Genomic DNA, 25,306 nt, shown 5'->3' on the forward strand with positions numbered 1-25,306 from the left:
AGTTCTAATTTTATTAAATTTAGATAAAGATTTATAGGATAATTAGTCCATTATGAGGGCGGATTATCCTTTTTTATTTACATAATGAATGAAATGAAAAGAGAATGAATTTTTAGTTTAATTAGTATAATATGGATGTGTAATTTTAATCATTTGTTTGGCTTTAGGAGGAGTACAATGCCTCGTTGCAAGGACTTTAAATAAATAAGCAGAGTTACTTTTAAAGATAGACAAAGGACGGGAAAGTGTTTTAATGAGGGTTCAAGAAATACCCATAAGAAAGCACATATTGGGGGATGCCAGTATTTTGGAAAACCCCCACGCTAAGAGTATGCAAGATTTTATACAGTTTTTTGGCTAATCCAGTAACAAACAAGAACCCTAAAATCGTGCCAGGATAGGAATGTATAAAAAAATGTATAGATTCATAGAACTAAAAAAGAAGGTTCCCTTGTGAGAGCAGGGTTCTTCTTTTTCCTTGCTACCGATAATGAGACGTTATGTTAACTGATTATGTATACAATATGCATTGTTCCTTCTTCAACTAAAGGGCAGATTAGTTGAAGAAGGAATTTCTCTAAATTTGGAAGAATTAATATTAAAAAATATGTTAAGGAGCTTGTGAATTATATGGAATCCATTAGCAAAAGCGAAGTGAAGCTACGAGATATCACAGAGAAAGATCTACCTATCTTTTTCGAACAACAACTAGATTCAACGGCGAACTATATGGCTGCTTTTACAGCTAAAGACCCCACTGATAAGGACGCATTTTTTGACCATTGGAAAAAAAATATTGCTGACGAGACTATTACAATTAAGACTATATTATTCAATGGCATTGTCACTGGACACGTCTCGAACTTTGAACAGTTCGGCGAACCCGAAGTAAGCTACTGGATTGGGAAGGAATATTGGGGTCATGGTATTGCAACTAAAGCGTTGTCAGAGTTTCTGGAGTATATTAAGGTACGCCCGCTCTATGCTCGTGCCGCTAAAGATAACCTCGCCTCCATTAGGGTATTGGAAAAATGCAGGTTTAAAATCATCTCTGAAGATAAAGGTTTTTCCAACGCAAGAGGCAAGGCTGTTGAAGAATTTATTTTGAAGCTCGAACCTTATGATATGTAATTTAATACCGTAATACGATTGGAGCGGTTCTTGACTAAGAAACCTTCTGTTGTTTAACTAACGGGTGGCTTTAATTGAGCAAGAAACTAAGAATTTTTAACTTCCGCTTTCGAAAATTATGTAAATAAGCTGTTCACTAGATTCTCATAGAAAACTGTGGTGAGATGAAATTTTTGATTTTGAAGCACTTCAAAATCTTAGTTAGATGGCTATGTATCGATACCCCACAATAAAAAGGCAGGAACATATCAAATATGTTCCTGCCTTTTATTTTAGAGAGATGTTTCCTAACAGTTGATTTTGTTAACGAAAGTCGACTTAAAATCTATATTTTGTGTGAAATAAAGTACATATAATAAAAGTATGAGGTGATACAGTGAGAGAAATTCATATTCATAAAATCATTGCGGATAAGAGAAAAGAAAAAGGAATTACATAGGAAGAGTTAGCGGCGTATATCGGTATTACGAAAGCATCTGTTTCCAAATGGGAGACTGGGCAGAGTTATCCGGATATTACATTTGTGCCACTGTTAGCATCGTACTTTAACATAAGTATAGATGAATTAATCTGTTATACACTGCAAATGGAACAGGAAGATATTAAAAATTTATATCATAGACTAGCGGAAGCTTTTAGTGAAGAACCGTTTGATGAAGTAATGATGGAGTGCAGGGAAGTGACAAAAAAATATTATTCTTGTTTTCCATTATTAATTCAAATGGGGCTACTTTTTATTAATCACCACATGTTAACAGAGGATATGGATAGAAGAATTGAAATTTTAGAAGAGGCAATGTATCTCTTTAGCCGAGTGCAGGGAGAAAGTGAAGATGTTTCTCTTGTGAAAGAGGTGGTATCGTTTAAAGCAACTTGCTATCTTATACTCAATAGACCAAATGAGGTGCTTCAATTACTTGGCGAAACGATACGTCCTAACTTTCCAGAGGAAGATTTAATCGCACAAGCGTATCAAATGCTTGGAAATACTGAGAAGGCGAATGAAATGATGCAAATTAGTATGTACCAACATTTAATACAACTCGTTGCGACAATACCGAATTATGTAGTAATAAATGCCTCAAACGCTGAAAAGGTAGAGTAATTGTCTGTAAAAGATCGGTTGTTGTAGGTTAATCTAGTTTAGTATATGGGTTGTGAGTTTTTTAGCGTCGTTATCCATTTAGGAATGATAAATACTAACTATTTAAGTTGTAAAAACGAACATTTTTATTATTATTATTAAAAATGTTCACTTTTAGATTGCGTATACACTAAAAGTTTGTTATATTACCAATATAATAATTTTAAATAACATCACTCGTATATACTCGGTAATATGGTCCGAGCGTTTCTACCTAGTTCCCAATGAAAGAACTGGACTACGGGTTAAAGTATTCGGTCGCTTTCTGTATTGAGCCGCTACCGTTCTATAATTTAGCATTGGCCTCATCTTTTGCTTAATTAACTTTGACTACCGTAGTTCTAGAAAGTAGAGATTTTTCTACAATTTCTAGAGCTTTTTTCTTTGGACCAAAACATCGAGTATAGAAAACAACAAGAGAAAGAGGAGAGATTATTTATGAAGAAAAATCTGTTGAAAAAATATGGTGCCCTAGCAACTACTATCGCATTATCATTCTCAATACTTGCAGGATGTAATGCTAGTCCAAAACAAGCAGCAGAGGCAAAAAGCACTCAAAACCCTATCTTAATTCAAGGTCCAATGCCAATAGAAGCTGAAAAATTTGCAAAAAGGTTAAAAAATGTGAAAGAAGAAAAATCTGGGAGTTTCGTATTTTATAAAGGAACTGTAGACAATTATCCTGTAATCGTTGCGAAAACAGGTAAAGGAATGGAAAATACAGCAGCCGCTACAGCAGTGGCTATTGAAAAATATAAGCCTATAGCGATTATTAACCAAGGAACATCAGGTGGACATGATCCTAATTTAAATGTATTTGATATTGTGTTAGGAAAACAAGTCGCGAATATAGGTTCACTAAAAACAACAAATATGAATGAGAACCAAGGAATTGAACCGGAAAAATGGATATCTATGGACCTGATGGCTTCTGAAGGGAGTGCAGGAGAAGATCCAAATGCTGAGAAAATCCGATACTACGAGGGAGATAAGGATTTACTTGCAGCAGCTAATGCAGTAAAAGATAAATATACAAAAGGTAAAGTGGTCGAAGGTACTATAGGTTCAGCAGACGTTTGGAATAATGAAGTTGATAGAATTAAATGGTTCCATACAAAATACGGTACATCTGTAGAAGAAATGGAAGGTGCAGCAGCAGCGCAAATCGCAAAAGCTTATGACGTACCATTTTTAGGGATTCGAGTATTATCTAACAATAAAACAAACGGCGGAAAATACAATCCAAATACAGCGGCGGCAAATCAAGAATATGTATATGAAGTAGTTAAAAAGTATATAGATTCGATACCAAATAAATAGTAGTAGTTCTGTCTCAATATAAAAATGTTATCATTACTTCACAATGTGTTGTGAACTCAGAATTACCAAAGTTTCTTTAATTAAAATAGATTGGTGCCTTACATGGTATCCAATCTATTTTTGTACTTATTCTACAGAGGAAGAAGGGTTTTACACAAAAAATAAAGACAGTCATAGAAAAAAGAAAAGTCGAACGATTTATCAAATATGCATAATTGCATAAAAAAATTGAAATTTATAAGTTAACATTAAACTACTTTTTAATTGTAAAGAATATTTTAATAATCTTTACTAGAGAAGGATATTCCTTGTGAAAAGTAGATAAACAAAAAGTGTGGAAATAATACAGACTCAATAGAGTTTTGTATTAAATAAAAAGAAAAGGATGGGTATGGCTTTCTAAAAGTTTTTGGGGGCTAGAAAGCATTTTTTAGTTAATAGCTTCAAATTATATTTTAAAGGGGAAATGGGTATATGAAGTTTAGAAATACAAGGCTTGCTATGGTTACACTATCTTCATTTTTTATTTTAGGTACTGCATCTCTATCATTCACAGATATCATACACGGTGAAGTAGCTTCTGCATCACCACAAGAGATTATTGTAAAAAGCTATGACGATACATATTATAATAATGCAATAGGAAAAATGGGTTTAGAATTAAAGAAGGAACTTCATAATATTATTGATGATCATACAAAGTTATCATACAGTGCGGTTTGGGAAGCACTAAGAGATACTGATGAAGATCCAAATAATAAAAACAATGTGCTACTCTTATATACTGGGCGTTCGCAAGGGAAACTTACGAATGGTTCAGGAGTTGATAATTGGAACCGAGAGCATGTTTGGGCAAAATCTCACGGTGATTTTGGAACGACTGCAGGAGCTGGAACAGATTTGCATCATTTAAGAGCGACGGATGTATCTGTAAATAGCTCACGTGGAAATCTGGATTTTGATAATGGTGGTGTGAATCATTCAGAAGCGACAGAATGTAAGTACGATAGTGATTCTTGGGAACCTCGTGATAGTGTAAAAGGAGATATCGCTAGAATGCTATTTTACATGGCTGTTCGTTATGAAGGAGACAACGGCGAAATAGACTTAGAATTAAATGAAAAGGTGAATAACAATAAAGATCCATACATGGGTAAACTATCCGTTTTACTAAAATGGAATGAACAAGACCCGGTAGATGATTTAGAGCGAAAGCGTAATGAAGTGATTTTTACAAAATATCAACATAATCGCAATCCTTTTATTGATCATCCTGAATGGGTAAATAAAATTTGGAATTAAAATATTTAAAGGTATTTTGCTTTGAGAGAAGGGATTGATCACTATGATCAATCCCTGTTTATATCTATACTAGAATAAGTGATTTTTATAGGATTGGAGAATAGGATAGATATTTTATCAAGTTAAGTATAATAAGAGTCTTTTAATACGGTCCCCATTCAATATTCACACCAACAATAAGAAAAATAAGTCCGATGATAAACCAAATGAATGCAAGTGGAGCCATGAAGCGAATCCATTTTCCATAAGAAATGCCGCTCGCTGCGAGAACGCCCATTAAAACACCAGAAGTTGGATTGAGGCAGTTCACTACACCTTCTCCAAGCATAACAGCCTGTACTGTAACTTGGCGTGTAATATGCATGAAATCGGCTAATGGAGCTAATATCGGAATGAAAATAACAGATTCTCCTGTCCCGGATGAAATGAGGAAATGTAATGCGGCACTACTTACATACATGCCGAGAACGCCAAATACAGGGCTATGTCCTTTGAGAGACTGTGCGAGTTGATTAACGATTGTATCAAGTAATTTGCCTTGTTCTAAAATGACTGAAATACAACGAGCCATTCCGACGATCAAAGCACCGTATATGAGATTTTGGCAGCCTGCTAGAAAAGTAGAAGCGATATCGTTTGCTTTCATACCACCTATTATTCCCGCTGTAATTGCTATGAATATAAAAGTAGCGGTCATTTCTGCGTCCGTCCAATGTAGACGAAAAGCGCCTATTAAAAATGCAATTAATGATAAAGCCGAAACGAGTAAAATTAATTTATGACGTATTGTCCAAGGAACTTCTGTTTTCTCTGTTTCTTTCTCACTTGAAAGAGCATTACTTGGAAACCAGTTATCTCCGAGTATGCTTCCTTTATTCGATTTTTTTAAGCGTTTTACATACCAATTAATATACAAAATGGTAGCAATTAAAAAAGAGATATAAATTGCCGTACGTAAACCAATTCCTGAAAACATCGGGAGTTCTGCGATTTTTTGTGAAATGCCTAAAGGTGAGGGAGATAAAATAGTAGCATTAAAACCAGCATAAGTGCCTAAATAAATAATTGCTACGCCGACGATAGCGTCCCATTTTAATGTGCGTGCAACGATGATGCCGATGGGGATAAAGCCGATAACTGAGTTCACGATAATACCAGTCGTTCCGAGAATAGAAAAGAGTGCGGCGACAATGCAAATGAAAAGTAATTGCTGATTACGAAATTTGTTAATTACATGATAGATTAAACCGTCAAGAGCACCTGTTTTTTCAAGAATTGCAATGGCTCCACCTGTAAATAAAATTAAGAAGATGATAGGAGCAGCAAGTGTCATTCCTTTTTCAATAGCGGTAAAAAAAGAAACAAACCCTACCGGCGATTGTGGAACAGAATGATAACTTCCTGGTATTGTCGTTGTAACAGTACCGTTTGTGACTCTTTTAAATTCTCCAGCAGGAACGAAATATGTAGCTATTGCACAAAGTAAAGCAATAAAAAATAGTAGTACGTACGCGTCAGGCATTTTAAACTTTCGTTTACTCGGCTGTTTTTTTACCTCGGTCTGCAATTGCATAAAACCCCTCCTTTTTCACCTGGTTAATTTTTAATATTCTGAAATTTATCTGTGAAATAGATTATAATAAAGGTGGCTTCTTAAGGCAATAGTTTTTCTATCCTTTTTCTGCACATACAAATTCTTGCAGCATTAGACAGGGAAACGAAAAAAATCCAAGAATATGTAATATAAAAGGAAAAGAAAAGAGGGAAAGAGATGTGGAAAACTACGGATCTATGTGATGAATTTGAAAAGGAATTACAAATATGTCGCCAGTCTTTTCGGTCTTTCGGGAAGAAAAAACAATTCTATGGGAAAATCGCAACGGTAAAAGTGAAGGATGATAATGTACTAGTGAAGGAAGGATTGCAAACATTACCAGAAGGAACGGTATTAGTTGTTGATGGCGGAGCGTCTACGAATTGTGCGTTACTTGGTGATAATTTGGCAGCTATTGCGCAGGAAAGAAAGCTAGCGGGGATTATTGTGAATGGATATGTTCGTGATTCTAGTGAACTAAAGAATATAGATATTGGTATTTTAGCGTTAGGGACGATGCCAAATAGAAGTATAAAAGAAGGAAAAGGAGAGCGTGGTATTTCATTGCAATTTGGTGAAGTCGAATGGAAACCGAATGAATATGTTTATGTAGATGAAGATGGAATTATAGTTAGTGATAAAAGCTTACATAGTGAGGGATGACTTCTAATAATGGAAGGCTATTAAGCTATTATTCTTAGAAAATAAATCCGATAAAGCATGGACAAAATTCTTTGTCAATAGTAAAATAATACAGAATTTAAAAATTACAGAATGTATAGGTTTATCGATTTACGATAAAGTGAAACTTTAATCAGTGGGGATTTTGTTCATCCACACTGATTATTAGCCTTCACCAATCGGGCATTTACGGGCAGTTGATCCCCACTTAACTTCTTTGCTTTCGCTGAATTTGAGGTGGGGGTCTTACTGCTCGGCGAATAGCGGGATAACTTGAAAAGGGATTAAATTTTGCCTAGAAAAGTGAATGTTATCACAATGGTGCGTTCATAAACGAAATTATTTTTCCTATACAAATATAGCCGCGAATAATGCGGGTAGGAGGTGTTGTACATTTTTGTTCGACACTTACAAAAAGAGAGTGTCAACCGCATACCCTTAAAGGGTCTTTTTTTGTGTGAATGTTAGTAAAGGGAGGGAATTTTGGGATGGCAATGTTAAAGAAATGGCTGCTTACATCATTAATGGCAGTGGCACTTGTATTTGTTTCTTTTGCGAATACAGTACATATTACGTTTGCTGAAGGAAAGACAGCGAAACTTGCAATTATTGGTGAATCACAAAAAGGAATTATGTTATGTCCGAAAGAAGTTTCCATTGAAGATGGAGAAACAGCTTTTAGTTTGCTACAAAAAGTTATGGGTGACAAAGTAACATCTGAAAGTATGTCATTTGGAACGTATATAAAGGGTATCGATGGATTAATGGCCGGAGCAACAAGCGGTTGGTTGTATGATGTAAACGATAAATCTGCAGAAGTTGGGGCGGATAGTTATAAATTAGAGTCTGGGGATGTTGTTGCATTTCGTTACGTTGCAGACTGGAGCAATATGAGTCAACAAACGTTGCAACAAACGTTAGATAAATTTGGCACTTGTAAAACTGTAGAAGAGCCAAAACCAGAGGAACCGAAAACAGAAAAACCAGATGGTAAACCAGAGGAACCGAAAACAGAAAAGCCAGATGGTAAACCAGAAGAACCGAAAACAGAAAAGCCAGATGGTAAGCCAGAAGAACCGAAAACAGAAAAACCAGATGGTAAGCCAGAAGAACCGAAAACAGAAAAGCCAGATGGTAAACCAGAAGATAAAGTAACAGAACAACCAAAGCAAGAGAAAGTCGAAATTCCAGCAGCACAATTAAACGAAGCGATTTCTAAAACGTCAGAAAAGATGTTACAAGATGGAATTGGTAGTGATTGGGTTGCGATTGGACTTGCTCGTTCAGGTGTAAATGTTCCGCTTGAAACGAAAATAAACTATGTTAAGCCAGTAGCTGAAAAGGTTAAGAAGCGTTTAAACCGTTTTTCAGCAACAGATTTAGCTAGAACGATTATTATGATGAATGCAATGAATGTTGATCCTACAAAGGTAGAGGGACAAAATTTAGTACAAAATTTATTTGAATCAGATAAAGTGAATTCCGTTACAGGATACGCATTTACATTACTTGCATTAGATACAAAGAAATATGAGATTCCGGCCGAAGCAAAATGGAATCGAGCTGCTTTAGTACAAGCACTTTTACAAGCGCAGCATACAGACGGTGGCTGGACATATGATAGTTCAAGTAGTAAAGAAAGTGCTAGTAACGTTGATGTAACAAGTATGGTATTAGCAGCATTAGCTCCTTATCAAGATCAAGCAGATGTAAAGCCAGCTATTCAAAAAGCTGTTGATTATTTATACAAGCAGCAGCTAGGTAATGGTGGTTTTACCGCTGATGGACAAGAGAATTCTAATAGTACTGCACAAGCAATTATTGGACTATCGCTAGTTAAAGATGTAGATCACGATCGTCTTAATAAAGCAGTACAAAATTTAATGTCATACCAGCTTCCAAATGGTGAGTTTAAATGGTTACCAAGTGATCAAAAAGGTAGCGGAATGGCTACAGAGCAAGCATTTTTAGCGTTACTTCAGTTTAAAGATCTTGGGAAATCGATTTATGATTGGTCAAATGTAGTAGAGAATGAAATTGATGCGAAACCAATTGTAGAGCCAGAGACAACTGTAGAAGAAAAAGAAGTTGTAGAACAGCCGAAACAACAAGAAGAGTTACAAGAACAGCCAAAAGATGAAAATCTAAAAGTTGTTGTAGATAACGAACGAGTTAATAAAGAAACAAACAAGAATAAGAATCAATTACCACAAACAGGAGCATCTTCTCATAGTGCAGCTACACAAGTAGGTATGGGTGTATTATGTATCGCTTCTGCATATGTATTATGGAGACGTAAAGCAGCTTAACAAAAATTAGGAGCAATCATTTGCTCCTAATTTTATTATAAAAGTGAGGGCTAATAATGAGTGGGGATGAACAAAATCTCCACTTATTAAAGTTTCACTTTAATATGAAAGGTGAGGGACAGCATGAGTAAGATGAAATGGTTCATTTCTTTAGTTCTTTCATTGGGATTATTAGCCGGATGTGAAGAAACGGCTGTAAAACCTGAGAAGAAGGCAGAACCGAAGCAAGAAGAGCAAAAAGAAGTAGCGAAACAGGAAGAACAAAAAGATGTACCGAAACCGGAAGAGAAGCAAGCTGAACCGGAACAAAAACCACAAGAAGAGCAGAAAGATAAACAAGAACAAAAAGTAGAAGAGAAACCGAAAGAAGAAAAAGCGCAGGAACAACCTGAAGTAAAGAAAGAAGAGAAACCAAAGGAACAGCCTGCTGCAAATAAACAACCAGAGCAACAAAAAGTACAAGAAGAGAAACCCCAGCAACAGAAAGCGCCAGAAGTAAAAGAAGAAGCAAAGGTTGTTAATCAGCCAAAAGAAACACCAAAGCAAGAGCAAAAGGAAGATCCGAATAAAGGGCAACAACAGGTAACTGTGCCGGCTCCACCGCAGCCAGAACCAAAGCCAGAACCAAAACCAAAGCCGCAACCGAAACAAGTAACAATCTCCGTAAAAGGTCATGAAGGATACTTATTAGGTGCGAAAAAGGTTGATGTACAAGAAGGCGACACAGTTTACAGTGTGCTCACGGGCACAGGATTAGAGGTTGATGCAATGGGCTCTAAAGGTGATATTTATGTAAAAGGTATTAATGATTTATACGAGAAAGATATTACTACTACTAGTGGCTGGAAATATCGTGTGAACGGTGCTTTTCCAAACTATAGTGCTGGTGTAGTTAAAGTAAAACCAGGCGATACAATCGAGTGGGTGTTTGTATTAAAATAGGAAAGGATCTTCGGTAAAGGACTATGAAAATAAGCTTTTCTTCTTTACATCCTTTTGTTAATTTTTTCTATTATATTGGGGTGATGATACTATGTATGATGTGTCTTCATCCTCTTTTTTTAATTGGAGCGATTATACTAATAGTAATCTTAAATACAGTACAAGGAAATGGCGAGAAAATAAGAAACATGCTGCCAAGTACTATCGTATTCTTTCTAATGGTAATTTTATTTAATTCTTTATTAACGCATAGAGGGGCGACTACGTTATTTTGGTTAGGAGATAGCCGGATTAAGCTTGAGGCAGTTATGTTTGGGCTTGTTATGGGGTTATTATTAGTTGCGATTATGTTTACGTTTGCTTCTTATAACGATATTATTTCGAGTCATAAATTTTTATATTTATTTTCAAGAATTTCACCGAAAGTAGCATTGTTAACGATGATTACAGTGAGGTTTGTTCCTTTGTTTATTAGGCGGTTAAAGAAAATTACACTCGTCCAAAAAACGAAAGGTGTGCAATTAGATTCAGGTTCACTCATTGAGCGTATAAAAAATGGGATGAAATTACTGCAAGTGTTATTAGTTTGTTCGTTAGAAGATGCACTACAAACGGCAGATTCTATGCAAGCTCGTGGGTTTGGTGTAACGAAACGTACGACATATATTCGATATAGAATGGAAAGACGTGATTTGTATACGCTAAGTTATTTAAGTATTCTATTTATAGCCTCATTCATATTTAGTTATTATGGCGGAGGGAAATTGATCATTTATCCGAAAGTGGAATCAATACTATTCCAGCAATACGATGGAATTATGTTTATATTATTTATGATGTTTGTTAGTTTACCAATTATGATGGAAGGAAGGGAATGGATGTGGTGGCGCATGCAGAAATGAAGAATTTATCATTTATATATACTGATGAAAATGAAGAAGCGTTACAGCATATTTCTCTTTCTGTTCAAAAAGGAGAATTTATAGTACTTGCTGGCGGTTCAGGTTCTGGGAAGACAACTTTATTAAAACATTTTAAAAAGGAGTTACTTCCAATTGGCACGCGTTCTGGACATACATATTATGATGGTGCTTTATTAGAAGAAGTACCAGATTTATTATCTGCCCAAGAAATTGGTATGGTATTTCAAAATCCAGAAAATCAGATCGTAATGGATACCGTTATTCAAGAATTAGCATTCTCTTTAGAAAATATCGGGCTACCATCACATATTATTCAACAAAGAATAGCGGAACTCATTAGCTTTTTAGGATTTCAAGATTTGTTACATCAATCTGTTCATACTTTATCTGGTGGTCAAAAACAACTTGTAAATTTAGCTGCGGTGTTAGTCATGCAGCCGAAACTATTATTACTGGATGAACCGACAGCACAACTAGATCCGATTGCTGCGAAAGAGTTTTTAGGATTATTAAAACGTATTAATGAAGAACTCGGAATTACGATAGTTTTAAGTGAACATCGTTTAGATGAAGTTATACCGCTCGCAACACGCGTTGTTTGTATGGATAATGGCAGAATCATTTATGATGATACTCCTAAAAATGTGATAGCGAACATGTGGGAAGTAGAAAAGTTACGTCCATTCATTCCACAAATTCCAAGATTGTTTTTAGAGTGGAATGTGAAAGAGATTCCATTTACAGTGCGAGAAGCGCAAATGAAAATGAATGATTTTTCAGCGATATCATATAGGAATGGGCAAGTAGAACACTATGAAAAGCAAGAAGTAATTTTAAGTGCAGAACATATATCTTTTCAATATGAAAAAAATAGTCCACTTATTTTACGAGATTTAACAGTGAACATCGAAAAGGGAAAATGGACAGCTCTAGTTGGGAAAAACGGAACCGGGAAGTCTACACTGTTAACGATTTTAGCAGGATTGCAAAAAGCTAGAAGAGGTAAGGTAAAGTGGAATGGTAAAGTGGTACATAAAATTGATTCGAAAGAACGATTTAAAAGTATAGGGTACGTATCGCAACATCCGTACTATCATTTTACTTTTGATACAGTATGGGAAGAGGTTTATGAGCGTGCGCGTGAATTATATGGTGAAGAGGGAAAAACAATAGCAGAAGAAATGTTGAAAAAATTCTGGTTAGATTCACTTAAAGAGCGCCATCCACATGATTGTAGCGGCGGAGAGCAACAATTACTCGCATTATGTACAACGTTATTATCAAAGCCAACTTTATTATTACTCGATGAGCCGACAAAGGGACTAGATCCATGGAAAAAGGAAAGAGTAGGAGAGCTATTTAAACAGTTGCAAAAAGAAGGTACAACAATTGTAATGGCAACGCATGATATTGAGTTTGCAGCGAAATACGTTGATCAGTGCATGATGTTATTTGACGGGAAAGTCATTATGAATGATGCACCGAAAGAGTTCTTTAGTGGTAACTTCTTTTATACAACATCTATTAATCGATTCATCCGTAGAGAGTTGCCATTTGCATTAACGTGGGAGGATGTGTACGAAGCGTGTCCAAACGATATGTTGCATTCATAATATTTATTTTTGCGGTTGTAATATGTACACTACTCTTTACGACCTTTATTATGGACGGGTATTACATGGTAAGTAGTTTGTTTTTATTAGCTGTCATTATGTTACCTTTCTATGTTCGTTTTGAAAGGAAGGCGTTTGTTTCACGTGAAATTGTTATCGTTGCTGTGTTAGCGGCGATTGCAGCGGTTAGCCGGGTACCATTTTCTATTTTACCAAGTGTACAACCGACTTCTTTTGTCATTATCGTTTCTGCAATTGTTTTTGGGAGTGAAACTGGCTTTATGATTGGGGCAACGGCGGCTATTGTATCTAATATTTTTTTAGGACAAGGTCCGTGGACGCCGTGGCAAATGTTCTCTTGGGGCATGATCGGGTTTATAGCTGGACTATTACGTAATACATTTTTAATGAAAAAACTGTGGGGAAGACTGTTGTACGGATTTGCCGTTGGATTTCTATTTGGCTGGATTATGAATTTTTGGGGTCTTCTCGGTTTTATACAGGAAGCAACGTGGGAAACAGTTATTGCTTACTATGTCGCAAGTTTTTACTTTGATTTGAGTCACGCGATATCGAATGTTATTTTCCTGCTGCTATTTAGTACGTCATGGATTACGATCCTCACAAGATTTAAAAAGAAATACGGTATATTAGATGAGCATAACGTGACATAGAAAAGCATACTCATATAAGGTAGGGTCGCGACTTACATATTCGTTTGCCTCTTTCATGCTTCTTACATATTGTAAGGAGCATTTTTTATTGTCAAAAAATAGATTCAATATATGTCCGTTATTATATGAAATTATTTGTATAATAGTAGGTGAGAATTATTTTCAAGAGGGAGGTGTATAGTTAATGAAGTTAGTTATTCCGAAGCAACATGGAGCATGGGCGATGCTTGTCATACCATTTCTATTAAGTGTATTACTTGGTAAACCTACTTTTTATCATATCCCATTGTTTTTAGCCTGGTTCTTTATCTATCTAGCTACTTATCCATTTCTCATGTACATAAGGCAAAGAAGAAAAAAAGAATTTCTACACGCTGCAATTGTTTATTTTATCATTGCATTTGTATTTGGGATGATTTCTTTATTATATGAATGGCGAATTCTTTTATTCGCAGTATTAATGATTCCATTGTTTATTGTAAATATGTATTACGCTCGTCAAAAAAATGAACGAGCATTACTAAATGATGTTTGTGCGATTATAGTGTTTTGTATAGGTGGTTTAATCAGTTATTATTTCTCCATGAAATTAATAGATAAAACAGCATTATTCATTACGCTTATTTCATTTCTATATTTTTTAGGAAGTACGTTTTATGTGAAAACGATGATTCGTGAAAAAAATAATCCGAAGTATCGTTTTATATCTTGGGGATACCATATTGTATTAACGGTAATTGTATTTGCTATAAATCCATGGTGTTCACTCATATTTGTACCAAGTGTAATTCGGGCCATTATGTTGTATGGCAAAAAGATTTCTATATTAAAAGTAGGGATTTTAGAAATTGTTAATTCTGTATATTTTTTAATAATAACGGTAATAATGATGAAGTATGCCATTTGAAACAAACTTCCCATCTTTTGATGGGAAGTTTTCATTCTTGTTCTAAAATGTGAACGGTGTAATCGCAACGTTGAAGAGCTTGCTCTACAGCGTAAAGGAATTGTTCAATACGTGCGCGATTAAAATCTTCTTCAACAGTCTGTAATGCATCTTCTAAACAATGTTTCGCTTCTTGTAAGGAATGAAAAGAATCTTGTACGTATCCACGAGCATTCTTTTTCAAAGTAGTAGCCTCCTTTTGTACATCTTTTTGTAGTATGAACAATAAAGAAGAAAATATAATTTTTTATATTTATTTGACAATTATAATAAAATTACGTATAGTTAAATTTAAAGTGAATATTTTCTTATCCAGAGAGGTGGAGGGACTGGCCCGATGAAACCCAGCAACCGCGATGCAGGTGCTAATTCCAGCAGAACATATTTGTTCTGGGAGATAAGACGAAGATATACGTAACTTCTTCTTATCGGAGAGGTTTTTTTGTTGCAAAAAAACCGATTACGAAAACATATAATAAGAAGAAAGGGGTTGCGAAGTACTGTGACACTCGAAAAATACGTAAAACTGCGTAGTACAGTTTATGAATATATGATAGAGCAAGATAAGCCAATATCATTGTTAGATATTCAAGAACATATCGTTTCGCATCATGAAGGAAAATTCACTAAAAAAATGTTACATCAATTTTATTTATCAAGACTATTAGATGAACTCAAACTGGATGGGAAAATTACTTTAGCTGATGATGAATATCGCTATGCTGAAAAAGGGGTATTTTATAAAGCGGGAAAAGGGAGCTGAGCTCTCTTTTTTTTGAAGTATGTAGAGTAAARGACTGCTAAAGCAGCCTGATACAAGGGAATGGTGTTGAGTGTGTAGTGTCAAAGATTGAATGTGCCTGAAAGAGGCACTTCATATCGGCTGCAAATGAAAAGAGACACCTCCGCCGAATAGGTGTCAGTCGTTTTGTCACGTAGACTCGCTACTTGACAGTTATTAGAATAACATGCAGGATTTTGGAAGTCAAAAGGGAATTAGAGGAAGAGGTGTTGTGATGTATGCATACTTATTAAAAGATATAATGAAATGGATTCCAAAGTACATTATAGATAGAGGATATGAATATTATGAAGAGGGACATGTAGAAGATGTTGAAATACACGACAAGAAAGTATTTGCTTTCGTTACTGGAAATGCAGGGAATTATGAAGTGATTATTGATCTTGAAGATTTTGCAGAAAGTAGCTGCGAGTGTCCTTATGAAAATTATTGTAAACATATGGCGGCAGTTGTGTATGAAATTCAAGGTGCTGGTGAGAGTACAGTTAAAGAGCAATTGAAAGGTTTAGAAAGAGAAGAGTTACTAACAGTATTAAATCGTTTGTTACAAAGTTCGAAAAATGTGCAAATTGTAGAGACGATGTTAAAGAAGGGGAAACTTTAACTAAAGAGGGAGTTGTTTTGTAGTGAACGTACTAATTATATATGCTCACCCTAATACTTCAAGCTTTAATGGGGCAATTTTAGAGCATGTGCAAAAAGGACTTGAGGAAACAAATCATTCTGTTACGCTACTTGATTTATATAAAGAACAATTTGATCCAGTGCTTGTATTTAATGAAGAGAAGAAAAGACGTGATTTACTAAATGAAGAAGAGACGAAGCGATATAGAGAATTAGTGCAGAAAGCGGATATTCTTCTTTTCATATATCCGATATGGTGGTGGGGCATGCCTGCTATTTTAAAAGGATTTATCGATCGTATTTTTGTAGCTGGATTTGCTTATAAATATGAGGGGTCATTACCGAAAGGCTTATTTAAAGGAAAGAAAGCATGGGTTATTAATACGTTAGACTCACCGTTATGGTACGTGGCCCTATTATATCGATCAGCGGATTGGATTATGATGAAAAGAGGGGTTTTACGTTTTTGTGGTATTCGCGATATAAAACGTTCTGCTTTTCAATCTGTGAAAACGAGTAAAGTAACGAAGCGTGAAAAATGGCTGTTACAAATAGAAGAAGCGGCTCGTACATTATGAATGAAATCGATCGTATTATAAAGTGTTGCAATTGTGATGACGAACTTTTGCGTACGTATATTAATTGTTTAGTCCAATTGAAGAAATACAGCGAAACGTTTCACCAAATTCAAATACAATTAAGAAATGATTATTTAATAAGAGGGATTTGTGAAAGAGAAGTTGATGAGGTAATAAAGGGAAGTAAAGAATACGAAACGTATGTTCTCCCTAAAGTATTGCAGTGGAATTTCCTTAAGAACAATCCTCATATGATTGAAAAAGTATGTGAAGATTTGTTTACATATGAAGCATTAAATCATGCAGAGGTAGAGTGGAGGAAGGTAATAAGCTGTATAGATAATGAATGATTTATTATATAAAAAAGCTAGTATAAAACTAGCTTTTCGTTTAAATAAATAAGAAACATAGACTAATGATAAATCCTGCATATAGTAAGTTAACAACACAAAATCCCATAATATCACGCGCGCTTAAACCAGCTATCGCTAATGCCGGTAATGCCCAGAAAGGTTGAATTAAATTTGTCCAAGCATCGCCCCACGCAATTGCCATCGCTGTTTTCGCGGCAGGTACACCAAGTTCAGCGCCAGCTGGAATCATAATTGGTGCTTGCACTGCCCATTGACCGCCTCCAGATGGAACGAAAATATTTACAATGCCAGCACTTAAAAATGTAAAGAGCGGGAATGTGGTTTCATTTGAAATACTAATAAAGAAAGTAGAAATAGCTCCTCCAAGCGAAAGACCTTCACTATTTACTCCAATCATCATCCCCATAATTCCAGCATAGAACGGAAACTGAAGTAAAATACCTGAAGCACTCTTAGTTGAGTCAGAGAAAGCGCGAATATATTGAATCGGAGTACGGTGGAAAATAAGACCGGCAATTAATAACATAAAAATAACGATATCAAGCGTAAGGTTAAAGCCTTTCGTACTAAAATAGTTAAAAATATAAATAAGACCTAATAATCCGATGCAAAGTGTAATAATCATACTATTTTCCATTTTTTCAGCGAACGTATTGTTCCCTACTTCTTGAGCGGCAGCTTCTTCATGGAATACGCTAGGATCTACAGTTATTGTATGTTTTTCATCTGGATGCATGGCCCGGTTAATGAGAGGCATCGTAACGAGAAAAATAATAACTGGCACGAGTGCGTATGGTGAGAATAACGTTTCTGTTATTGGAATCGCTTCTTTAATACTTCCAGCTGTCGTTTTAATTAACGTTTCGCCGCCAGTTGCTAACGTAAGAGGGATAGAAGCAGAAAGGCCTGCATGCCAAATGAGAAATCCAGAGTAGGAAGAAGCAATTGCTAACCTATAATCTAATCCTTCTAACTGTCTGGCCACTTCTTTTGCATATAAAACCGATACAACAATACCAAATCCCCAGTTTATGTATGCTCCTAGTAAACTTACGATTGAAATAGCAATAATACCTTGTCCATTTGTTTTCGGTAATTTCGCTGCTCTCGTTAATCCTTTTTTAATAAGAGGAGCGTTTGCTAATGCAGATCCTGTCACGAGTACAAGAGCCATTTGCATAGAAAAGGCGAGAAGTCCCCAAATGCCATTGCCCCAATGCGTAATCATTTCGACCGGTGTTTGGTGCGTTGCAAACATGCCGAAGAAGATAACGAAAACAGTTAATAAACATGATAAAATAAACGGTTCTGGTAAGAAACGCTGCACAAGGGCAACACATCCATTTGTAAATGAACGAAACAAAATAAATCAACCTCCTTATGTATATTTATTACAATGTTCGAGGTTGTTTGAGTAATATCCTTTAATATATGGAAAATTCAGATATTAAAGGTGATTGTCATAATGTCTAGGTAGATTGATAGTCTATGTTGAAATATTATTTCATTTTGAACTGAAATATTTCAAAGAGGGGTAGTATCTATGCAAATCAACTTAAGCAAAGCAAATAGCCCAAAACGTTAAAATTATAGTTTGTATATATAAATCGAAATAGTGTAAAAATATGTGTTTTCGTTTATATCTCTGTTAATTAGATTTGACGAAAACAGAAATTGAAAAGAATGCTCTATATACAAGGGAAAGAGATGGTCATAGACGAATATGTCCATCAAATGACAGTTTATGTAAGAATCAGGTTATTGAAAAAGGATATTAGCTATTTTTAACGAATTCTGAATTACAAACAAAATTTATCAAAAGTGGTGAGATAATATAGAGAATAAAACAAATTTATTTTTGGATATGAAAATGGAAAAATATATAGTTAGCAAGCTTCGAAGTGCCGGTTGTGTTTTTGCAGAAGATGAGACCCGGTTACTTATGTCAGAGGCACTAACTCCAGAGGACCTTATGAAAATGGTAGAAATGCGAGTCAACGGTTTACCTCTGGAATACGTTGTTGGATACACGGAGTTTTGTGGTCTACGAATAGAAGTGGATCGAGGCGTTTTTGTACCGCGTAAACGTACCGAGTTCCTTGTTCATCAAACAGAGGCTCTGTCACGTTCTAGCGATATCATTGTTGACCTATGTTGTGGATCAGGTGCGGTGGGCGCAGCACTGGCAGCAGCTTTGGGACGAGTTGAATTGTATTCTGTTGACATTGACCCTATCGCAGTACAATGCGCTAGCCGCAATGTAACGAATTTTGGCGGTCATGCTTTTGAAGGTGACTTGTATAAAGCTCTACCAGACTCACTTAAGGGCCATGTAAATATCCTAGTTGCGAACGTACCTTACGTTCCTACTGAAATAATAAAGTTTCTCCCCCGGGAGGCACGCCTATATGAACCACATGTAACGCTTGACGGAGGAGAAGATGGTCTTAACATTCTGCGAAGAGTAGCAGAAGAAGCTTTACTCTGGTTAGCTTTGGATGGACATCTTTTGATAGAGACGAGCGAAGTTCAGGCACCCCAGGCCTTTGAAATCTTTGCTGGTGCTGGGCTTAGCACAAAAGTTGCTAGAAACAAGGAACTGGACGCTACTGTCATAATCGGTTCTAATTCTAGCTTTTAGAGTATTACTAGTGTTACGTACGTTTCAAATGTTATGACAATCCAAAGAGAATATAGTGTTTACTGATAGGTGGTAATAGATCAATGAAAAAAGAATGTGGAATAATCATATTGGTTTTGTTTTTTGTTTTGAGTGCTTGTTCTAGTAAAAATAATATTACTTTTAAACAAGCAGATGTTGAAAATGGAATAGTGTATGAATTAATTTCTAAAAATCTTAATATGAACACTGAAATATCTTATAAAATAAAAATGACTAATAATACCGATTATATTATTGTACAAAATAATGTTATGTTTTCATTTCCTAAATCACCTACTGTTTCTGGCCAAACAACAAATCCATTTAGAGTGTTAGCTAAAGGTAATAAGTTAAATATTAAACCTGGGGATAGTATTGTTTTAGAAGTATCATTTTCTCCTGATTTTTATTCTGAGTTTAAGAATACAGAAGTATCTAAAGCAAATCTGTATATAACAGGTTATATCGATAAATTAGCTGATGAAAATCATTTTGATTTTATTAAAAGTATTAATTTAGATTAAAAAAGTGCACCTCCGATTGTTAGACTGTGTCTAATAAACGAAGGTGCACTTCAAAGGAATCAACTTTTTTTATTGAACTAAAGCACTCGTTAGCTTAATAGTAAATGATTGTAACCGGCTATTTCTCCCACAGCTCAATCAATCGACCTTCAGGATCTTTAATCCAAATAAACTTTCCAAATTCACTAATCTCTTCTTTCTTTTCAAGAGGTACACCAATATGTTCAAGATGCTGAATAGTCTCGTTTAGATTATGTACTTGGAAATTCAACATCACTTGTTGTTCTGTTGGAAAATAATTGTCATTTTCAGTGAAGAAAGAAAAGATAGTCTCAGTTCCTAATTCGGGTTTAATCACAGTCCCGTTCCAATTTTCTATTTCAATCTTCAACACTTCACTGTACCATTTTTTTATAACATCAAGATTTTTAGTTCTCCAAAATATTCCTCCGAAACCTTTTATCATTGTATTTAACTCCTATCTATCTTTAAATTTTTAATGACATAAGTTCAACCTTCAATAAAACGCAGTGCACAACGGGAATGGTGATTGGTTAGATCTTTTGCAAATTGTTGATTCGGAAATCCTCTGTGAAGCAATCTCAACCCGCCTGAAGTTAAGGATATATGATGATGGAATCGATAGAATAACATCCTGTTGGGGTCGAGAGTATCATTCTTTAAATATCGATAATAATCCCCAAATCGAAACTGCAAAAAACTGTGCTCATGCTCAATATCAAAGAACTCGGTTCCTTCGATATCAATCAAATAAGGTTCTAGTTTGTCATTAATTAATACATGATCAGGGCCGAGTTCCCCATGTATAAATCCATAACGACTTCTTGATTCAATTTTTGATTCAAGCTCGTACAATGTATCGAGTAGATTGCTATGACTAGCCCTGATGCTGTCAATCAAACTATATAAAAAATCTAACCAAAAGTATAGAATGTTTATTTGTAATTTGTGATGTTAAATTGGGTCTGGAAAAATAGTCATATAAAACCCCGTTGGAGCTTCAATGTTTTTTTGATGAAATCATTCTTACTTCTCAAATACCTCGCCACACAAAAACTTAAAATGTATTACAATGAATCTATACGATTTTTAATCCTTCTTCTTTTCACTAACTTTACCATTATTTTTAATTGAGTATTACTGCCCCGTTAGTTTAAGTAAAAAACCTTCACAATCTCAATGATCTATTCAAACTTGAATAATCTAATTGCCTGGAAACGTTCCTCAACAATCTGTCCCTTTAGTGGAGTAACTTTATTGCTACTCAGCAGTTTCTTAATCCGTCTTTCAGTTCAGATTTTCTTTTCACTATAAAAACCTCTCTTTAGATAAACAGATCTAAAGGGACAAAACATCGCGTCTTTTAAATAAACACCGTGACTTTATTTAAAAGTGATATTAAACATATTCTTCAAATCCTGGAAGCATATGTTTGCCGCAAATGAAAAGAACCATAAGCTTGCCAAACGGCAAAATTATAATTTTGATAGCTGTCGTCATTTTTTATTCATATATTGGAAATGAATTTCATAATGCGGAAAAATAGGGGGATTTATATGTCAAAGTGGCAATCTAAAGAACAATTGGTTCAATTATTAAGCAATCTTGTTGAAATTCCTAGTATTACAGGTTCAGAAGCTGAAGTTATATTGCCAGACTTTGTTGTAGAACAATTATCTGACTTACAGTATTTCAAACAAAATCCGCATCATTTACAAAAAAATCCGACGGGGGATGGACGATATTTTGTTACAGCCCTAGTAAAGAAAAGTGATAGTACGAAAAATACTGTAATTCTTGTTAGTCACTTTGATGTTGTAGATGTACAGGATTATGGAGTGTGGAAAGAAGATGCATTTAACCCTAAAAAATTAACATCTATGTTTTATTCTCATAAAGATGAGCTACCAGATCATGTACGTGAAGATATAGAACAAGGAGATTGGCTCTTTGGTAGAGGAACAATGGATATGAAATGTGGTCTAACTTTACAAATGGCGATGGTTGAGCAAGCTTGTGAAGGAAGATTTGATGGGAATGTTCTTTTATTGGCTGTTCCAGATGAAGAAGTGAACTCTGTAGGGATGAGAGCTGCTGTTCCAAGATTATTAGACTTAGCAAAAGAACATGACTTAGAGTATAGAACGGTCCTAAATTCAGAGCCTATGTTTTCAAGACATCCTGGTGACCAAAATAAGTACATTTATACTGGTTCTATTGGTAAGGTGTTACCTGGTTTCCTTTGCTATGGAAAAGAGACACATGTAGGCGAACCTTTTGCAGGATTAAATGGGAGCTATATGGCTGCATTATTAACAGCGGAATTAGAGTTGAATACGGACCTTTGTGATATTGTAGAAGGGGAAGCGAGTCCACCACCAACTAACTTGCTTCAAAGAGATTTAAAGGAGGATTATTCTGTACAAATTCCTCATCGTGCTGTCACATTATTTAATTTGTTTTTACTAGAAAAAACGATGACAGATGTAGTTTCATTGTTACGCCAAAAAGTAACGAAAGTAGCAGAGAAAATCGAAGAATCGTATGAGGAGCGAGCGTATCATTTTTCTAAGTATAATCCGTTCATACCGCCGAATCTTAAAGTAAATGTATTAACGTATGAAGAGCTTATCGCTTATGCAATTGAACAACATGGAAGAGAAAAAATAGATGAAATTCAATCCGATATTATAAAAAATAGAGAAGATAAAGATGATCGTGCAGTAACTATTGATTTAGTAGACAAATTATCTATCTTATGTAAAGAAAAGGCTCCAATGATTGTACTTTTCTTTGCGCCGCCATACTATCCAGCTGTGAGTTCACGCGACAATCCTTTAATTAAAGAGGTAGTTGTAGAAATGGAAAAGTATGCCCACTATAATCATAGCATTACATTTGAAAACCAAAATTATTTTGGAGGAATTTCAGATTTAAGCTATGTGGGCTTACAAAACCCATTGGATTCAATGAGTTCTCTTGTAGACAATATGCCATTATGGGATAAAGGTTATTCGATTCCACTAGAGGAATTAGAAGAGTTTGACGTTCCAGTATTAAATATGGGACCAGTAGGAAAAGATGCACATCAATGGACGGAGCGTCTGGACGTAAATTACGCATTTGAAACGTTATTAGATATGTTACCTATATGTATTGAAAAACTACTTGTTTCTAATAAAGTTACACAGTCATAGTGTTTGCATAAGAGCGAGAAAAGGACCGTAGTGATACGGTCTTTTTTTCGTAATGAATAGTTTGAAACCTTAGATTTATGAAATTGTGATGTAAGAATTCTCCTTAAAATAGATTCGCAATAAACTATTTAGAGAGAGTAGATATGACTTGTAAACTTTTCGTAACGGTATTTGCTGAGTTTTTGTATAATATAATTATATGAAGTTAACATAACTTATTGTATCAATAATATATATTTGCGTAGAATATCCATTTTAAGATTTTGAAGTACCCCCCTAAATGAAAAATTTATTTCGCTACAGTTAGTTACTTAGTGAAGTCTGCTCATTTTTTTCGTATTAGGGAAGAATGTACTTTTTAACTTGATGGGTATGGGGTAGTACCCCTTGTAGCAAAACCGGAGTGGGAATGATGAGTATAAATAGTTTTGTGAGATTGATAAAGGACGAATTATTAAAAGAGGTAAGCATAAGAAGTGAGGATGAATTCGAGCCTATAGTAGTTAAAGATATTCCTAGACTTTGGAAGTGTTTAGGGACAGGTAATTATGCCGCAGTATTTATGCACAAAGAATACAAAGATTGGGTAGTGAAAGTTTACGCGCGAGAAGGAGAAGGAATTGAAAAAGAGTCAGAAGTATACCGAAGAATCGGAAATCATCCTTCTTATTCGAATCTTATATATAAAGGAGAAAATTTCATAGTATTGAAACGGTTAAAAGAAATTACCTTATACGATGCTATCCATAAGGGGATTAAAATTCCTAAGCAGGTAATCCTTGATATCAATGAAGCTATAGAGTATGCAAGGGAGCAAGGATTAACTCCTTGTGATGTTCACGGAAAAAATGTGATGATGGAAAATGGAAGGGGATATGTAGTCGATGTATCTGATTTCTTAAAAACAAAAGAAGATAGTAAGTGGAGAGACTTAGAAAAGGCATATTTTACATTTTACTTGCCTTTCATTTATAAATTGCCTTTCCCTGTTAAAATACCGTATTTCATGTTAAACATTGTTCGACGTTCATATAGAAAATATAAGAAGCTTACAAAGAAATTCAAATTGTAAAAGGAGCACATACTTATCTTTAGGTTAGATAAGTACTAGTAAACAAAAGGACCGTAAATTTTAGATATGTCTAATATGTACGGTCCTAATTTTATAACTTCATGAAGTAATTTATTTATAAAATGATGTACTATAGTTCTAAACAAATCACAATAATGGATTAGAAGGGGAATAAACTATGTACACAGACGCAATTGAGTATTAAAATTTCAATCTAATTTACCTTTGCATAGATGCAGGTATCAATTAGTTTTTTACCGTCAGCTGAAAGATCTTCATTACGTAATATCCCTTCAAGCTCAAAACCTAGTTTTTCAGGGATCGCACGACTTTTAGTGTTAGTAGATTCACAGCGTATTTCAATCCTTCTAAATTTGAGTAACTGAAATCCAAGGTTTGTTAACTCACTTACTACCTCTGTCATATATCCATTGCCACTAAATTGCGTATTAATCCAGTATCCAATTTCACATTTAGAAATTTTCCAATTAATTCCGTGAAGGCTAGCAGTTCCAATAAAATCATTAGTATCCTTATGATAGATAAGATAGCGAAAGCTTTCTCTTTTCAAAAAATCTATATGGGCATTTCTCAGGAGAATTTCCGTTTCTTCAACAGTAGGAATTGACTGAAATAAAAGCAACCATTGTTTTGATATGATCCCCTTATAGTAGACAGGAAAAAGAAAGCACATTAACCTGTTTACTATGGAGGGGATTTTTTCATGGGAAAAATTAGAGTCACTTACGATGTAGAATTTAAGAAACAAGCTATAGATTTATACTTAAAAGAAGGCATGAGCTATAAAACCATTGCGAAAGAATTAGGTATTCATCACTCGGTTGTAAGTCGTTGGGTGAAACACTTTGAAGC

24 protein-coding genes, 2 pseudogenes and 2 riboswitches are annotated in these 25,306 nt (G+C 35.0%); of the genes and pseudogenes, 20 read left to right on the forward strand and 6 right to left on the reverse strand.

The annotated features are described in order from the left end of the window. The first annotated feature begins 630 nt into the window (after positions 1-630). The 4 genes and pseudogenes from AC1DS7_RS21520 to AC1DS7_RS21535 all read left to right on the forward strand — a co-directional run bounded on the left by AC1DS7_RS21520 (position 631) and on the right by AC1DS7_RS21535 (position 4,897). The gene (locus tag AC1DS7_RS21520; RefSeq protein WP_016100997.1) at positions 631-1,131 is read left to right on the forward strand and encodes a GNAT family N-acetyltransferase; all 501 of its coding nucleotides are present in this window, start codon (positions 631-633) and stop codon (positions 1,129-1,131) included. Positions 1,132-1,507: 376 nt separating this feature from the next. Continuing rightward, positions 1,508-2,233, forward strand: a pseudogene (locus tag AC1DS7_RS21525) (helix-turn-helix domain-containing protein); the annotation flags it as partial. Between the two features lie 199 nt (positions 2,234-2,432). Continuing rightward, a riboswitch (purine riboswitch) is annotated at positions 2,433-2,536 on the forward strand. 177 nt (positions 2,537-2,713) lie between these two features. Then, positions 2,714-3,595, forward strand: a complete 882-nt coding sequence (locus AC1DS7_RS21530; RefSeq protein WP_002190177.1) for a 5'-methylthioadenosine/S-adenosylhomocysteine nucleosidase — start codon at positions 2,714-2,716, stop codon at positions 3,593-3,595. 474 nt (positions 3,596-4,069) lie between these two features. Then, positions 4,070-4,897: an endonuclease I family protein gene (locus tag AC1DS7_RS21535; RefSeq protein ID WP_002033283.1), complete on the forward strand. Its 828-nt coding sequence runs from the start codon at positions 4,070-4,072 to the stop codon at positions 4,895-4,897. Between the two features lie 142 nt (positions 4,898-5,039). Here AC1DS7_RS21535 and AC1DS7_RS21540 read toward each other — a convergent pair whose 3' ends face one another. Then, positions 5,040-6,470, reverse strand: a complete 1,431-nt coding sequence (locus tag AC1DS7_RS21540) for a YfcC family protein (protein WP_476999195.1) — start codon at positions 6,468-6,470, stop codon at positions 5,040-5,042. A gap of 198 nt (positions 6,471-6,668) precedes the next feature. Between AC1DS7_RS21540 and rraA the strand changes: the two genes are divergently transcribed. The 7 genes from rraA to AC1DS7_RS21575 all read left to right on the forward strand — a co-directional run bounded on the left by rraA (position 6,669) and on the right by AC1DS7_RS21575 (position 14,540). Continuing rightward, positions 6,669-7,154: a ribonuclease E activity regulator RraA gene (gene rraA, locus AC1DS7_RS21545; RefSeq protein ID WP_476999196.1), complete on the forward strand. Its 486-nt coding sequence runs from the start codon at positions 6,669-6,671 to the stop codon at positions 7,152-7,154. 506 nt (positions 7,155-7,660) lie between these two features. Next, positions 7,661-9,481, forward strand: coding sequence for a DUF4430 domain-containing protein (locus tag AC1DS7_RS21550; protein WP_476999197.1), 1,821 nt, complete (start codon positions 7,661-7,663; stop codon positions 9,479-9,481). A gap of 123 nt (positions 9,482-9,604) precedes the next feature. Further along, a complete protein-coding gene (locus AC1DS7_RS21555; protein WP_476999198.1) occupies positions 9,605-10,423 on the forward strand; it encodes a DUF4430 domain-containing protein in 819 nt (272 codons plus the stop codon). A gap of 23 nt (positions 10,424-10,446) precedes the next feature. After that, positions 10,447-11,325, forward strand: a complete 879-nt coding sequence (locus tag AC1DS7_RS21560) for an energy-coupling factor transporter transmembrane component T (protein WP_215588363.1) — start codon at positions 10,447-10,449, stop codon at positions 11,323-11,325. After that, positions 11,298-12,959, forward strand: a complete 1,662-nt coding sequence (locus AC1DS7_RS21565; RefSeq protein ID WP_215588362.1) for an ABC transporter ATP-binding protein — start codon at positions 11,298-11,300, stop codon at positions 12,957-12,959. The genes AC1DS7_RS21560 and AC1DS7_RS21565 overlap by 28 nt, the downstream gene beginning before the upstream one ends. Continuing rightward, on the forward strand, positions 12,932-13,633 hold the full coding sequence (locus tag AC1DS7_RS21570; RefSeq protein ID WP_002167975.1) for an ECF transporter S component: 702 nt from the start codon (positions 12,932-12,934) through the stop codon (positions 13,631-13,633). Before AC1DS7_RS21565 ends, AC1DS7_RS21570 begins: the two co-directional genes overlap by 28 nt. Positions 13,634-13,817: 184 nt before the next feature. Next, the gene (locus tag AC1DS7_RS21575) at positions 13,818-14,540 is read left to right on the forward strand and encodes a YwiC-like family protein (RefSeq protein WP_002033247.1); all 723 of its coding nucleotides are present in this window, start codon (positions 13,818-13,820) and stop codon (positions 14,538-14,540) included. Between the two features lie 31 nt (positions 14,541-14,571). Here AC1DS7_RS21575 and AC1DS7_RS21580 read toward each other — a convergent pair whose 3' ends face one another. After that, on the reverse strand, positions 14,572-14,763 hold the full coding sequence (locus AC1DS7_RS21580; protein ID WP_476999199.1) for a hypothetical protein: 192 nt from the start codon (positions 14,761-14,763) through the stop codon (positions 14,572-14,574). 121 nt (positions 14,764-14,884) lie between these two features. Beyond that, a riboswitch (SAM riboswitch) is annotated at positions 14,885-14,983 on the forward strand. Between the two features lie 38 nt (positions 14,984-15,021). Here AC1DS7_RS21580 and AC1DS7_RS21585 point away from each other — a divergent pair. The 4 genes from AC1DS7_RS21585 (at position 15,022) to AC1DS7_RS21600 (ending at position 16,933) form a co-directional block, all read left to right on the forward strand. Continuing rightward, entirely contained in the window at positions 15,022-15,342 is a 321-nt protein-coding gene (locus tag AC1DS7_RS21585) for a hypothetical protein (protein WP_002110869.1), read from the forward strand. A gap of 205 nt (positions 15,343-15,547) precedes the next feature. Next, positions 15,548-15,985, forward strand: coding sequence for an SWIM zinc finger family protein (locus AC1DS7_RS21590; protein WP_080118265.1), 438 nt, complete (start codon positions 15,548-15,550; stop codon positions 15,983-15,985). A gap of 22 nt (positions 15,986-16,007) precedes the next feature. Next, positions 16,008-16,583, forward strand: coding sequence for an NAD(P)H-dependent oxidoreductase (locus AC1DS7_RS21595; protein WP_016101006.1), 576 nt, complete (start codon positions 16,008-16,010; stop codon positions 16,581-16,583). Beyond that, entirely contained in the window at positions 16,580-16,933 is a 354-nt protein-coding gene (locus AC1DS7_RS21600; RefSeq protein WP_016101007.1) for a hypothetical protein, read from the forward strand. The genes AC1DS7_RS21595 and AC1DS7_RS21600 overlap by 4 nt, the downstream gene beginning before the upstream one ends. A gap of 40 nt (positions 16,934-16,973) precedes the next feature. Here the strand turns inward: AC1DS7_RS21600 and AC1DS7_RS21605 are convergent, their stop codons facing one another. Further along, positions 16,974-18,320 (reverse strand): short-chain fatty acid transporter, encoded by a 1,347-nt coding sequence (locus AC1DS7_RS21605; RefSeq protein WP_002033241.1) that lies wholly within the window; start codon positions 18,318-18,320, stop codon positions 16,974-16,976. Positions 18,321-18,827: 507 nt separating this feature from the next. Here AC1DS7_RS21605 and AC1DS7_RS21610 point away from each other — a divergent pair. Together AC1DS7_RS21610 and AC1DS7_RS21615 are read left to right on the forward strand one after the other, a co-directional pair. Continuing rightward, positions 18,828-19,598 (forward strand): putative protein N(5)-glutamine methyltransferase, encoded by a 771-nt coding sequence (locus AC1DS7_RS21610; protein WP_002165386.1) that lies wholly within the window; start codon positions 18,828-18,830, stop codon positions 19,596-19,598. 83 nt (positions 19,599-19,681) lie between these two features. Next, positions 19,682-20,143 carry a hypothetical protein gene (locus AC1DS7_RS21615; RefSeq protein ID WP_060750704.1) on the forward strand — a complete coding sequence of 154 codons (462 nt, stop codon included), beginning with the start codon at positions 19,682-19,684 and terminating at the stop codon, positions 20,141-20,143. A gap of 118 nt (positions 20,144-20,261) precedes the next feature. On the opposite strand, the gene AC1DS7_RS21620 is transcribed toward AC1DS7_RS21615, so the two are convergent. Together AC1DS7_RS21620 and AC1DS7_RS21625 are read right to left on the reverse strand one after the other, a co-directional pair. Next, positions 20,262-20,609, reverse strand: coding sequence for a VOC family protein (locus AC1DS7_RS21620; protein WP_002013943.1), 348 nt, complete (start codon positions 20,607-20,609; stop codon positions 20,262-20,264). 44 nt (positions 20,610-20,653) lie between these two features. After that, positions 20,654-21,082 (reverse strand): annotated as a pseudogene (locus AC1DS7_RS21625) (aminoglycoside phosphotransferase family protein); the annotation flags it as partial. A 638-nt stretch (positions 21,083-21,720) separates the two neighbouring features. Here AC1DS7_RS21625 and AC1DS7_RS21630 point away from each other — a divergent pair. Together AC1DS7_RS21630 and AC1DS7_RS21635 are read left to right on the forward strand one after the other, a co-directional pair. Continuing rightward, positions 21,721-23,361, forward strand: a complete 1,641-nt coding sequence (locus AC1DS7_RS21630) for a M20/M25/M40 family metallo-hydrolase (protein WP_201065131.1) — start codon at positions 21,721-21,723, stop codon at positions 23,359-23,361. A 403-nt stretch (positions 23,362-23,764) separates the two neighbouring features. Further along, on the forward strand, positions 23,765-24,433 hold the full coding sequence (locus AC1DS7_RS21635) for a protein kinase family protein (RefSeq protein WP_080118267.1): 669 nt from the start codon (positions 23,765-23,767) through the stop codon (positions 24,431-24,433). A 214-nt stretch (positions 24,434-24,647) separates the two neighbouring features. Here AC1DS7_RS21635 and AC1DS7_RS21640 read toward each other — a convergent pair whose 3' ends face one another. Continuing rightward, the gene (locus tag AC1DS7_RS21640; RefSeq protein WP_476999202.1) at positions 24,648-25,211 is read right to left on the reverse strand and encodes a GNAT family N-acetyltransferase; all 564 of its coding nucleotides are present in this window, start codon (positions 25,209-25,211) and stop codon (positions 24,648-24,650) included. Here AC1DS7_RS21640 and AC1DS7_RS21645 point away from each other — a divergent pair. Then, positions 25,158-25,306: transposase (locus tag AC1DS7_RS21645; protein WP_476999203.1), on the forward strand; the 149-nt coding region annotated here is incomplete at its 3' end. The genes AC1DS7_RS21640 and AC1DS7_RS21645 overlap by 54 nt on opposite strands.

This window comes from Bacillus sp. P4_E1 (assembly GCF_056401715.1).